This window comes from Roseococcus sp. SYP-B2431 (genome assembly GCF_004336745.1).
In the GTDB taxonomy this organism is placed as follows: Bacteria; Pseudomonadota; Alphaproteobacteria; order Acetobacterales; family Acetobacteraceae; genus Roseococcus.
This window is the reverse complement of the sequence record NZ_SJXD01000025.1, coordinates 656,004-667,712: the sequence shown is the minus strand read 5'-3', so window position 1 is coordinate 667,712 and position 11,709 is coordinate 656,004. Positions and strand designations below refer to the sequence as shown.

Genomic DNA, 11,709 nt, shown 5'->3' with positions numbered 1-11,709 from the left:
TCTATGAACCCTTCAGCGGCTCCGGCACCACGATCATCGCGGCCGAGATGTCGGGCCGCTCCTGCCACGCGGTGGAGCTGTCGCCGGCCTATGTCGACGTGGCGGTGCTGCGCTGGGAGGCCTTCACCGGGTGCCTGGCGGTGCTGGAGGCCGACGGCGCGAGCTACGCGGCCACCGCCGCCCTGCGCGCCGAGGAGCCCGCGACGGGCGCTGGAGAGCCGACATGACCCAGGGTCTTGCCTACCGCCCGACCGAGGAGCAGCGGCGCACCGTGCGGGCCATGTCGGGCTATGGCATCCCGCAGGAGGACATCGCGACGTTCTTCGATATCGATGCCAAGACGCTGCGCAAGCACTTCCGCAACGAGATCGACAAGGGCTCGATCGAGGCGACGAGCAAGGTCGCGCAGTCGCTGTTCCGGATGGCGACGGAGGGCAAGAACGTCGCCGCGGCCATCTTCTGGATGAAGGCGCGGGCCGGGTGGCGGGAGAAGCAGCAGGTCGAACATGACTTCACGCCTGGCGCGGTGATCAGCGGTGGATACACGCCGGAGGAGATGACTGACGAGGAGCTGATGCGGATCATCCGTCTCGATCAGGATCGCGAGGAGGACGATCCAAGGGCGCGCAGCCCCAGGCGCGGCACGAGCTTCGCCATCGACGTGGCGCCGGAGATGACCGCGGAGGAGTGGGCGGAGCGCCACGCTCCCAAGCGCACGCCTTGAGGCGCCTCAATCGCATCTGTTCAACACCGACCAACGACCGTTGATCCGTGGTGAACAGGCAGAGGGTCTCAACCTTCCACCAACGAGCCTCATCGAAAGCTGCCCTTCGCACACGGTTTGGGCTACAACTTGCCGGTGCGATGCTCAACGGGAGGTGACGATGCCAGGGTACGCTTTGGGCCGGCGCGCAACGCTCGGCTCGGCAATCGGGATGCTTGGCGCCACAGCCGCAGCGGCTCACCACGGGTGGTCTTGGGCCGACGACAACCAGACTGAGCTACGTGGTACCATCCGCGAAGTCTACATCGGCCAGCCTCATCCTACACTGCGCGTCGAAACCGCAGATGGACTGTGGATAGTGGAGCTTGGAAATCCTCAGCAGACCCAACGTTCGGGCTTTACAGCCGAGTCCGCTGCCGCGGGCGACAACGTGGTCGCCCTGGGCAACCGCTCGCGGGCGCGCAACGAGCGGCGGATGAAGGCGGTAAGACTCACCGTGCGCGGCCGCGCTTACGACATCTACCCAGAGCGCATTCGGCCCGGCTAAGCGTAGCAGGTTCGGGTCTTGCTCGACGCCATCGCCGCGTGGCCACTGGCGGCCGCCCTTCGCGGTTCGGCCGTTATCTACGTGCTGATCAATGCGATGCACATCGCCGCCGTTGGCTTGCTGCTCGGCTCCATTGTTACGTTGGACCTCCGCCTGCTGGGCCTCTTCCGTTCGTACCCTATCGCCCACCTGGCTCCACCGCTGGTGCGAGTTGCGACGGCGGGCCTTCTCGTTGCCGCGATCACAGGGCTCCTCCTGTTCAGCACGAGGCCGGCTACCTACGCTGCGAACCCGGCGTTCCTCGCGAAACTCGCTTTGATTGTCGTAGGGTTGCTGAACGTGGCATTCCTCCGCCTGAGGCCACGGTGGATGGAAGACCGCGATGGCCAACGAGCCGCTGTATCGGTTCGGGCGGCGGCGGCCGTGTCCCTGATCGTCTGGCTAGGCGCCGTCCTGGCAGGTCGCTGGATTGGGTTCCTGCAATGATTCCTGAGATGGGCAGATTCGGATGCATCGCGCTGTGAACTACGGCACCTGCCCGCGACAGGCCGCCGTCGTCGAGCCTGGGATCCGCTGGAGCACCCGCGCGACAGTTGTATGGGTCCAGACTCTACCTCCACGTGGTGTCGGCACTCCTCGAGCCGTCAGCACGCGGGCCATCTCCGCATGGCTTTGCACTCCGTAAGCTCGCACCCGTTCGATCTCTAGCGCCAGTCGATACGAGGCGCGCTCCGCCGCCCGTCGGCGCGCCACAGCGGCAGCACCGGCCTCAGGGCCTCGCTCTGGCCGGTAGCCCCGATCCCCGCCCAATACGGTACCCCGGGTTTTCGCCGCGGCCAACGCAGCCTTCGTACGCGCGCTGATCAGCTCCCGCTCCTTCTGAGCCATCGCCGCATAGATCCGCATCATCAGATCGTCCGCGCCCGGCATGTCCGCAGCCCGGATGGAGACGCCGTCCTCCAGCAGCTGCGACAGCGTGTGCGCGCGACGCGTGATGCGATCGAGCCGGGCGGCGACCAGGGCCGCGCCCAGCTGCCGGCACTTCAGCAGCGCCGCCTGAAAGCCTGGCCGTCGGTCGTCCTTGCCACTGGCGATGTCAGAATGCTCTGACACCAACGTCCACCCCTGGCTCGCCACAAAGGCCCGCACGCTCGCCTGCTGAGCCTCCAGACCCAGCCCGCTCTGACCCTGCTCCGCGGTCGAGACCCGGTAGAGCCCGACCGCGTAGCGCGTGGTGCTGCCAGCCCGCATCAGCCGGCCACCGCCGGGCTGCCGACGCGGTAGATGCTGTAGCTGCCCTTGGCACCCTGCTTGCCCGAACCGACCTGCTTGACCCGCTCCAGCACCTCAACCGAATGGCCCTTCTTCTTGAGCCCGGCGAAGAAGCCGCGGACCGTGTGCTGCGCCCAGCCGGTGGCCTCCATCACCTGGGCGATGGTCGCGCCCTCCCCCCGCCGCAGCAGCGTCAGCACCGCCTCTTGCTTCGTGCCAGCGCGCGCTCTGCGCGGGCCGCCATCCGCCCGGGCATGCGTGCGGCCCAGGGCAGCCTTCAGGGCCCCCAGCGCAGCCTCCAGGCTATCCTGCGCCTCCCAGGCCGCCACCGCCGCCGACGCCGCCTCCCGCAGTCCGCGGCGGACCCGTGGAGCCTCCGCAGTCTCCAGCGCCTCCTCGGCCGCGTTCTCGGCCGCGAGCGCCTCCTGCTGCAAGGCCAGTTCCTCGGCTTCCTCCCCCTGGGTCAGCTCGCGCGGCTCGCAAGCGATCTCGCCGAGCTCCCCAGGCTCGATGCCGATGGCACGCAGACCCTCCGCCGTGATGCGCAGGGCGACAGGCGCGCCGCCCTCGTCCTGGCGCCAAGCGCGGTCGCCGTGCTCGGCCGGCGCCGGCACCTCCTCCAGCAACAGGTTCTTGAGCATGCTGCGGATGACCGTCTGACGTGCTGCGGCCGGCAGCTTGGGCGCGCTCCCCAGCAGCGCCACGTGGCGGCTGGCCTCGCTGAGAATGATGGCCTGCCTGTAGGAAAGCTTCGTCATGGTCGGGCTCCGTTCGGCACCCGATCAGCCGGGTGCTACGAGCCCGAGCCCCGCTCAGCGAGGCCGATCAACTGTGCCTCAATCAGCAGCATTCACTCCACAGTCGCTCGGAGGGCAAGCCGAGTTCCAAAAGCATAATCTGCGCCCATGGAAATCGAAACGATGCGCTGGCTCCAATCTACCGGCCGCCGTTCACGTTGAGCGTGGTGCCGGTGATGTAGCTGGCCTCATCGGAGGCCAGGAACAGCACGGCATTGGCGATCTCGCGCGGTTGCGCGACGCGGCGCAACGGCGTGAGTCGCTGAGGGCTGCAATCGCTGGTCGCTTCGAGCTTCTCGAAATAGGGTCCCAGCCGCTTCGTGTTCACGGCCCCCGCGCCAACGGCGTTGATACAGATGCCGTACTCTCCAAATTCGAAGGCCATGTCGCGGACGAAGCCGTGCACCCCGGCCTTTGCCGTCGAATAAGGGGCGGCGCCGCTTGCGGCCAACCAGGGCGCGCCCTCACGCGCGCCGGACGAAGTGCAAACGATCCGCCCGTAGCGCCGCTTGATCATGTGCGGAGCGACTGCGCGCGTGCAGAGGAATGTCGGGCGAAGGTTGAGCGTGAGGATGCGATCCCACTCCTCCACCGACATCTCCCAAAGCAGGCCCGGCCTGTTGCCGCCCACGTTGTTGACCAAGACGTCCACCACGCCGAATTGCGCGATGGCGGTCTCGACGAGGCTGTTGGCCACTGCCTCATCAGTCATGTCCCCCGTGACCTCGACCACCTCCCTACCGAGCTGTCGCAGCCGTGCCGCGACACCCGCCAGTTTACCGGGATCGATATCGGCCAAGACTAGCTTCGCACCCTCCTCGGCGAAGCGTTCCGCGATGGCCTCGCCGAGGCCGTCGCCGGAACCGGTGACGATCGCCACCTTGTCCTTCAGGCGATCTCCGCTCACTGCACCCCTCCATGGATGTCCAGGGTCTGTCCCGTCATGAAGCCCGAGCCGGGCGATGCGAGATAGAGGGCGAGCTCGGCGATGTCCTCGCCGGTTCCGGTGCGCCCGACCGGAATACGACTCACCAGCTCGCGCTGCCATTTCTCCGGCTGGGCACGGATGATCTTCGTGATGCGCGCTTCCGCGCCGGGCAGGATCATGCCTGGCGCGATGGCGTTGCAGGTGATGCCGAAGGGACCCAGCTCCTTCCCGAACTGGGTGGTCAGCGAGACCATGGCGCCCTTGGCCGTGACATAGCCCAGAGGACACTTCATGGTCGGGAAGGAGCCCGCCACGCCGTAGCGCACCCGCGACGACATGTTGATGATGCGTCCCCAGCCCGACCTCTTCATCGCCGGCAGCAAGGCACGGCTGAACCGCAGGATCGGCTTGAGGTTGAGCTCCAGGATGTGGTCGAAGATCTCGTCGGTGGTCTCCTCGATCGTCCTGGCGAGGGTCGGCCCGGATCCGCCCGCATTGTTGACCAGGATATCGATGCAGCCGAAGGCGGCGAGCGCATCGGCGCAGACCGCCTCACAATCCCCCGCTTTTGTCACGTCGCATTTCAGCGGCAGGATCCGGCCCGGGCCCTGCACCGCGTTGAAGGCGTCGATCGCGACATCCTGGTGATCCGCAACGACGAGGTTTGCGCCCGCCTCGAGGTAGCGCTTGCCGATGGCCGCGCCGATCCCGTTCGCGCCGCCCGTGATCAGGGCGGTCTTGCCCTCAAGCTGCATCATGCTTCTGTTTCTCCTAGTGCCTTGGGGCGATGCCGGTCAGCGCTGCGCGCGGCGGATGTTCCACATCACCGGCACGCCCATCTCGATCACGCCTTGGAGATCGGCCCGGTAGGTGGCCGGGCTGGCGAACTGGCCGAGCGTGACGAGATTCACATGCTCGCGCGCGAGCTCCTGGATCCGCGCGGCCAGCTCGCGCCGCCGGGCCATATCGGGCTCGGCGGCGAATTCCCGCAGGAGCGGAACCTGGCGCTGGTCGCACCACCAGCCCGGGAAGGCATCCGAGCAGTTGTACAGGATCACCGGGTTAGTCATTGGGTTCGCCATGTCGAACCCCGTCCAGACAAGCGGCAGCGCACTCCACCCGCCCTCCCCAGTCGGGCCGCGCTGGTTGCGGAGTTGCGACACCGTCGCCCAGTCTGTGATGCGCACGTCGAGGTTGAGGCCGAGGCGGCGCATCTGCTCGATCGCCACGAGGCCGATCGGGTCGATGAGCGCGGAATCGGAGGCATGCAGCACGACCACGCGCTCGTTGTTATAGCCGGCCTCCTGTAGCATCTGTCGGGCGCGCGGGAGATCCTCCCGGGCGAAGCGCTCCCCACCGGCATCCGTGGCATAGGGTCCGCCGCAGAGGAACAGCGTGAGGCACTGCTGATGAACCATGTTGTCCGGAAAGCCGAGGGCCGCGACGATCTCGGGCTGGCGGAGGGCGAGCTGCAGGGCCTGCCGGATCCGGATGTTGTTGAAGGGCGGCTGCAGGTGGTTCAGCGCCAGGGCGCCATAGAGCTCGAGCCCGGCGCCGCGGGCCTCGGTGACCGTCACGCGCCGGTCCCGGCGGAGCCTCGCCAGGAAGTCCGGCGGGGCGCGCTCGAGGAGATCCACCTCGCCGGCCAGCAGGGCATTCACCTTGGTGGAGGCGTCCGGAATCGAGACGAATTCGACGCGCTCGATATGCACGACCTTGCCGCCGGCCAGGCCGTCCGCCGGCTCACTGCGCGGCCGGTAGCGCGGGTTGCGCCGGAAGACGACCCGGTCGCCAGGGCGCCACTCCTCCCGCACAAAGAGATAGGGCCCGGAGCCGACGATCTCCGTGATCTGCGTGGTGGCCGGCGTATTGGCGATCCGCGCCGGCATCATGAAGGGCACCAGCATTGCGGTCTTGCCGAGCGCTTCGATGACCTGGCCGAAGGGCTCCTTGAGCTCCAGGCGGAAGGTGCTGGCGTCGACGGCCGTGAGATCCTTTGTCGCCTGCATGAGCTGGCGGCCGAGGCCGTCGCGGGCGCCCCAGCGCCGGAGCGAGGCAATGCAGTCCTCGGCCGTGACGGGCCTGCCGTCGCTCCATTCCAGGCCCGGCCGCAGCCGGAAGGTATAGGTCAGCCGGTCAGTGCTGATCTCCCAGGAATCCAGCATCTGGGGCCGCATCTCTCCCCGGCTGTCGACCGCCACGAGCGTGTCGAAGACCATATAGGAGAAGGTCCGCGTCGAGAACGCGGTCGTCATGATCGGATCCAGGACCTGGAGCTCGGTGTTCATGACGAGCCGGAGCGGGCGTTCCGGCTGCGCATGTGCTGCGCTCATCGGAACCAATGATACAAAAGCGAGCGCCAGTGCGCGCAATGAGAGACGAAAGCTCATTCTGATTTCCTACGCCTATACATCTGCAACTAGCTTTATTCGTTTGGTAACTAGGGCCCAAACCGCGTGCGAGAGCAAGCCCATCTCATCGCTTCCCCGAGTTCTTGCCGCCCGTGACCTTGGCTCACTCTGACCCAAGCTGCAGATGCCGGTTCGTCTCGCTAGAACGTCGCTCGGGCGACCGGCCCGCTAAGGATGACCGCCACCGTCTCGGAAAGCTCGTCGTCGTCGAGCTCCGGTTCCGCACCCGATGAGGCAGGTGCTACGAGCCCGGACCCCGCTCAGCGAGGCCCCGCGAAGTGCTGCGCGTAGACGAGCATTCGCTCTGCTGCGCGGAGAAAGCCAGGCATCTCCGCATCACTAAATTGCTGATTTGCGGGCGGCGCCTCGATAGCGGGCGGCTGTTCGTGCGGGCCCTTGATGGCGTGGCCAATAGAGCGAGCATCTCTCGCGTTGCCACCGGAGCAATCTCGATGCCGACGAATGCGACTATCGCGCAGCATTCGCCTGAGCCGGTGACTTTGACGTCAGCTTCGTCACCTCTTCGAGAAACACCCTCAATGCCCTGTCACGGGTCTTCTCCCGCCGCAGCACGATGGCCAGTTGCCGGGCCAGAGCCGGGCGCAGCGGATAACAGAGCGTGCCGGATATCGGCTGCCTGAGCGCAAATTCTGGTAAAATGGAAGCACCTAGCCCGATCGCTACCAGGACCTTGATCGCTTCGATGCTATCGAGTTCCATGGTGACATGCGGGTCAGTGTTTCCGCGGGCCAGCCAGTCGTCGACAAGCCGGCGCATGACGCCGCCTGCCTCATATAGAATCAGTGGCAGACGAGCGAGCGCGGCCGCCCCAATCGGCCCTGACCCAGCTACAAGCCCATCCGGAGCGAGCGCTAGGAACGACTCCCTGACAAGCGGGGTGAACTCAAGACTTCTGCGGCGCGACACCGGCAGGGTGACGACGGCGATGTCCAGTAGTCCCTCATCCACGCGCTGCACGATTTCGGGCGTGTTCCCGGTCTCGACGATGACCTCGACGCCGGGCACCCGCCGCCGCAACGCCGCCAGCGCCGGCGGCAGCAGATGGATGCAGGCGGTGGCACCGGTTCCGAGGCGAATGCGACCGACGGCGCCCTCGCGGTGTGCGACGACCGCATCCTCAGCGTCGGCCGCAGCCGCTAGCGCACGCCGGGCCGCGGGAATGAGCGCCTCCCCGGCCGCGGTGGGAATGGAACGGCCCGCTGCACGCTCCAACAGGCGCACGCCCAGCCGGCGCTCCATCTCCCGCAGCTGCTGGCTGGCGGCGGGCTGCGTCACGCCGAGCGCTCTGGCCGATGCCGAGACACTGCCGGTCTCGGCGACCGAGAGGAAGGTGCGCATCTGGCGCAGGCTGAAGGCGGGGAGGGACACAAGGGAATATTATATGAATGCGGCGCATCGGAAAGATTTTCTTCTCCGCGGCATTTGCCTCCGCACAATGCGATTAGAAGCCGGAGGCGTTTATGAAGCGAGATCCAGGGGCATGACGGTCGCACAGCCGGCGGGCGAATCGGGGGTCGCCAGCCTGCCCTGGCACATCCCGATCGCCTTGGGCTTCACCCAGACCATCCAGTGGGGAACGCTGTTCTATAGCTTCTCCATCCTCCTACCGCCGATCATGCGAGAAACTGGTTGGACGCTCGACGTCGTGGTCGGCGCGTTCTCGGCAGCGCTGGTGGCGGAGGCCTGCACGGCGGCGATCGTGGGCGTGCTACTGGACCGTGTCGGAGCCAGGTGGGTCATGGTCCTGGGCTCGGCTGTCGCCGCACTGGGCCTCTGGCTGGCCGGCCAGGCGCAGGCGGTGTGGCAGTTCTATGCTGCCTGGATCCTGATCGGCGCCACCCTGCCGGCCGCGCTCTACCAGGCGGCCTTTGCCGCCGTCACGCTATCCTTCGGCGCGGGGTCGGCGCGGCGGGGCATGGCGGTGGTGGCATTTGCCGGCGGGCTGGCAAGCACCGTGTTCTGGCCCGTGACCGCCTTCTTCGTGGATGCGATCGGCTGGCGCCAGGCCTGCACGGTGCTCGCTGCGACGACGCTCGCCTGCGCACTGCCGCATCTTCTGATGCCCGGCGCCGCCGCGCCGCGCAGCCATGGATCGTCGCGATCGGTCCCCGAGGCAGTATCGCCGCGCCCTGTCTATGTCGCCCTGCTGCTGAGCTACGCGACCATGGGCCTGGCCAGTGGCATCGTCGCCGTGCATCTGGTGCCCCTGCTGGTGGAGAAGGGTGTCGGCGGATCGGCGGTGCTGCTGGCCTCCCTCCTCGGCATCGCCCAAGTGGGCGGGCGCCTGCTGGAATTCGCGCTCGGCGCCCGCATCTCGCTGGGCGCCATGACAGCGCTGTCCCTCGCCCTTCTCGGCACTGCGTTCCTCGCCTTCGGGCTGGGGCATTCGCCCCTCATGCTGGGCGCTGCGCTGGTAATGTTCGGCGCCGCCAATGGCGTGCTGACGATCATGCGCGGCGCGCTTCCCGCCCATCTTTTCGGCGCCAGCCGCTACGGCTCGATCTCGGGCCTGCTCTCCGCCGTTCATGCCATTGCGCGCGCCTTCGGCCCGCTGGCGGTCGCCTGGGGACGGGAGTGGTCCGGAAGCTACACGACGGGCATGGCCGTTGTCGCGGTGCTCTGCCTGCTCTGCATCCCGCCGCTGCGCGCCATCACCCGGGCAGGCAGGGCACAAGCGTGAAAGCCCAACGCTATGCTCCGCTATCGCCACCAATAGGCCTCGCGGGCCTCATGCCGGGCGTCATAGCGGGTGACGCCCATGTCCCGCAGCTCGCGGTCCGACAGCGCCGCCAACTCCTGTGCTTCCAGGCGCTGTTGTCGCCACCGCCGCAGGCGAGACAGCAGTCGCCTCAGGGCGCGCCGAGCGGCCATCCGCATCGCCCGTGCCCGCAACCGGTGGGCCCGCTGGGCGACGATGCTGACCAGATGGCTTCCTTCCTCCCGGCGCAGGCTGGGCCGGATCCGTGGTGAGAAGCGCCGCTCACGTCCCTCGTTGTGCATGGACATCTCGCCTTCTAGCGGCGCCAGCGCGGCTTGCGTGCCTCGACCATCGCGTCGTGGCGCGTTGTGCCGATGTCGTTCAGCAGCCGGTCGCAGAGTTCCCCGAGGCGACGACGTTGTCGCGCACGCTCCGTCCACAACCACATGGCGGCGATGCCGTGCTCGATCAGCACCAGGACGCAGCGCAGCGGGGGCCACTTGGCAGGACTCCAAGCTGCGGCTTCCGCCGGGATCATCGATCGCAAGGTGGCTTTGGGCAGGGCGGGCGGGAGCGGTTTCATGCCGATACCCTGCAGAGGCACCGTGGCGCCCGCGAACGCAAATTCATCACCGCCTGTGAGCAGGAGTCATCCGGGTTGTCGGCGGCGAGGAAGCGTCAGCCGACCCGTAGAACAGGAGCAACCATGCACAGGCTTCCGCCGCTTGCCGCCCTTCGCCTGTTCGAGGCCGCCGGCCGCCATGGTGGCTTCACCGCCGCTGCGACCGAACTGGGCGTGACGCCGAGTGCGGTCAGCCACGGCGTCCGCGCCCTCGAGGATGCGTTGGGCCTGTCGTTGTTTCATCGATCGCCCCGCGGCCTGGCGCTTACCCCCGCCGGAGAGACGCTGCTCGCAGAGGCGAGCCGTGCCTTCGAGGGACTTTCGCGCTGCGTCGAAGCGCTGAGTGGGAAGCAGCCGCGGAACCGGCTCGTCGGCAGCATCGCCCCGACCTTTGCCGCCAGGTGGCTGTTACCGCGCCTGCCGGAATTGCGAAGGCGGCATCCCCTGCTCGACCTGGCGATTTCGACGGAGCGAGAGCATGTCCAGCTGGGCGATGGGCGCATTGACTTCGCCATTCGTATGGCCCTGGCGAGAACCGGCCCCGCTGAATGGCATCGCCTGGCGCAGGTTCGGCTCGTGCCGGTCGTGGCGCCAGATTGCCGCATGTCGCTCGCGCAGGCACTGGCCCGGCTTCCGGCCATCCATGTCACCTCCACCGAGGAGGACTGGGCCGAATGGGCCGCGTTGCGGGCGGTCGCGCCGCCCGACCATTCCCGTGGGCTGCGCTTCGACACCATTCAGATGGCGCTGGACGCGGCGGGGCGGGGATTGGGTGTCGCATTGGCGCGGCTGCCGCCCTGCGCGGACGACATCGCCTCCGGTCAGCTTCGCGCCTTGGATGACCCGGTCGAAGGCGGAAGCTCCTATTGGCTGGTAACCCGCCCGGGCCTGCTGCGGCGGCCGGAGGGCCGGATGCTGGCGAACTGGCTGCGTGAGGAACTGGACGCGAATGCGGCCATGAACAGCGCTCAGCAGCCGTGAGGAGAAGTCTCTGGGGTCGCCCCGTGACTCGCCGCTACCCTCGGCGCACGCTAGCCTGTTTTCCCGTTCGTGATGCTGCAGGATGGAACCCATCCTGGCCTGCTGCCGATCCTCGGTTTCGCGGTCTCGATGGCGATGACGCCGGGGCCGAACAACGCCATGGCCGCCGCATCCGGCGCCAGCTTTGGGCTTCGGGCGACCCTGCCGCAGATCGCTGGCGTCGCCATCGGCATGGCCTCCCTGGTGCTTGCCGCCGCGCTCGGCGCCGCAGTCCTTCTGACTGCCTATCCCGGGGCGCTGCTCGTCCTGCGCTACCTTTCCTTCGGCTATCTGCTGTGGCTCGCCTGGTGTTTGGCCCGCGCGGAGCCCGCCATGGCTGGTGGCGGCAGCGAGGTTGCCGGAAGCCCGCTGGGATTCGCGGGCGCGGCGCTGTTCCAATGGGTCAATCCGAAGGCCTGGCTGGCCGCGGGCAGCGGTGCGGTCGCCTATGGCGCGGACGCTGCCGTGATCTTGGCACTCGTTTTCCTCGGCGTCAGCATGGTGTCCACGCTGGCATGGACGCTGGTCGGGCTGGGTGCGGCGAGGATTCTGCGGTCACGGCGTCGTATTCGGATGTTCAATGTGCTGATGGCAAGCCTTCTCATCGCCTCGATGCTGCCCGTGATCCTGGGGCGGTGAGGATGCCGGCCCATTCAATCCGTGGAAGCG

At 67.6% G+C, this 11,709-nt stretch carries 14 protein-coding genes and 1 pseudogene; 7 read left to right on the top strand and 8 right to left on the bottom strand.

Annotation, left to right across the window (positions count from 1 at the left end; genetic code table 11):
- The 4 genes and pseudogenes from EJV46_RS14460 to EJV46_RS14445 form a co-directional block, all read left to right on the top strand.
- Window positions 1-227 (top strand): annotated as a pseudogene (locus EJV46_RS14460) (site-specific DNA-methyltransferase); the annotation flags it as partial.
- Window positions 224-724, top strand: coding sequence for a hypothetical protein (locus EJV46_RS14455; RefSeq protein ID WP_131549323.1), 501 nt, complete (start codon window positions 224-226; stop codon window positions 722-724). The pseudogene EJV46_RS14460 and the gene EJV46_RS14455, both read left to right, overlap by 4 nt.
- Window positions 725-884: 160 nt before the next feature.
- Complete coding sequence (locus EJV46_RS23285) at window positions 885-1,271, top strand: DUF6152 family protein (protein WP_131549322.1); 387 nt, start codon at window positions 885-887, stop codon at window positions 1,269-1,271.
- Between the two features lie 18 nt (window positions 1,272-1,289).
- A complete protein-coding gene (locus EJV46_RS14445; RefSeq protein ID WP_131549321.1) occupies window positions 1,290-1,757 on the top strand; it encodes a DUF6644 family protein in 468 nt (155 codons plus the stop codon).
- A 39-nt stretch (window positions 1,758-1,796) separates the two neighbouring features.
- Here the strand turns inward: EJV46_RS14445 and EJV46_RS14440 are convergent, their stop codons facing one another.
- The 6 genes from EJV46_RS14440 to EJV46_RS14415 form a co-directional block, all read right to left on the bottom strand.
- Entirely contained in the window at window positions 1,797-2,522 is a 726-nt protein-coding gene (locus tag EJV46_RS14440; protein ID WP_131549320.1) for a recombinase family protein, read from the bottom strand.
- Window positions 2,522-3,301: a DUF3489 domain-containing protein gene (locus EJV46_RS14435; protein ID WP_206020816.1), complete on the bottom strand. Its 780-nt coding sequence runs from the start codon at window positions 3,299-3,301 to the stop codon at window positions 2,522-2,524. The genes EJV46_RS14440 and EJV46_RS14435 overlap by 1 nt, the downstream gene beginning before the upstream one ends.
- Window positions 3,302-3,479: 178 nt before the next feature.
- Complete coding sequence (locus EJV46_RS14430) at window positions 3,480-4,247, bottom strand: SDR family NAD(P)-dependent oxidoreductase (RefSeq protein ID WP_131549319.1); 768 nt, start codon at window positions 4,245-4,247, stop codon at window positions 3,480-3,482.
- Window positions 4,244-5,026, bottom strand: coding sequence for an SDR family NAD(P)-dependent oxidoreductase (locus EJV46_RS14425; protein ID WP_131549318.1), 783 nt, complete (start codon window positions 5,024-5,026; stop codon window positions 4,244-4,246). The genes EJV46_RS14430 and EJV46_RS14425 overlap by 4 nt, the downstream gene beginning before the upstream one ends.
- 36 nt (window positions 5,027-5,062) lie before the next feature.
- On the bottom strand, window positions 5,063-6,601 hold the full coding sequence (locus tag EJV46_RS14420) for an ABC transporter substrate-binding protein (protein WP_240782559.1): 1,539 nt from the start codon (window positions 6,599-6,601) through the stop codon (window positions 5,063-5,065).
- Between the two features lie 546 nt (window positions 6,602-7,147).
- Window positions 7,148-8,038 carry a LysR family transcriptional regulator gene (locus EJV46_RS14415; RefSeq protein WP_131549316.1) on the bottom strand — a complete coding sequence of 297 codons (891 nt, stop codon included), beginning with the start codon at window positions 8,036-8,038 and terminating at the stop codon, window positions 7,148-7,150.
- A gap of 142 nt (window positions 8,039-8,180) precedes the next feature.
- Here EJV46_RS14415 and EJV46_RS14410 point away from each other — a divergent pair, with 142 nt between their 5' ends.
- Window positions 8,181-9,380 carry an MFS transporter gene (locus EJV46_RS14410; RefSeq protein WP_165585549.1) on the top strand — a complete coding sequence of 400 codons (1,200 nt, stop codon included), beginning with the start codon at window positions 8,181-8,183 and terminating at the stop codon, window positions 9,378-9,380.
- Between the two features lie 20 nt (window positions 9,381-9,400).
- On the opposite strand, the gene EJV46_RS23280 is transcribed toward EJV46_RS14410, so the two are convergent.
- Together EJV46_RS23280 and EJV46_RS14400 are read right to left on the bottom strand one after the other, a co-directional pair.
- Window positions 9,401-9,706: a DUF1127 domain-containing protein gene (locus EJV46_RS23280; RefSeq protein ID WP_240782558.1), complete on the bottom strand. Its 306-nt coding sequence runs from the start codon at window positions 9,704-9,706 to the stop codon at window positions 9,401-9,403.
- An 8-nt stretch (window positions 9,707-9,714) separates the two neighbouring features.
- Window positions 9,715-9,981 carry a DUF1127 domain-containing protein gene (locus EJV46_RS14400; RefSeq protein ID WP_240782557.1) on the bottom strand — a complete coding sequence of 89 codons (267 nt, stop codon included), beginning with the start codon at window positions 9,979-9,981 and terminating at the stop codon, window positions 9,715-9,717.
- Between the two features lie 123 nt (window positions 9,982-10,104).
- On the opposite strand from EJV46_RS14400, the gene EJV46_RS14395 reads away from it, so the two are divergent.
- Complete coding sequence (locus EJV46_RS14395; RefSeq protein ID WP_131549314.1) at window positions 10,105-11,001, top strand: LysR substrate-binding domain-containing protein; 897 nt, start codon at window positions 10,105-10,107, stop codon at window positions 10,999-11,001.
- Window positions 11,002-11,073: 72 nt separating this feature from the next.
- Complete coding sequence (locus EJV46_RS14390) at window positions 11,074-11,679, top strand: LysE family translocator (protein ID WP_240782569.1); 606 nt, start codon at window positions 11,074-11,076, stop codon at window positions 11,677-11,679.
- Window positions 11,680-11,709 lie beyond the last annotated feature (30 nt).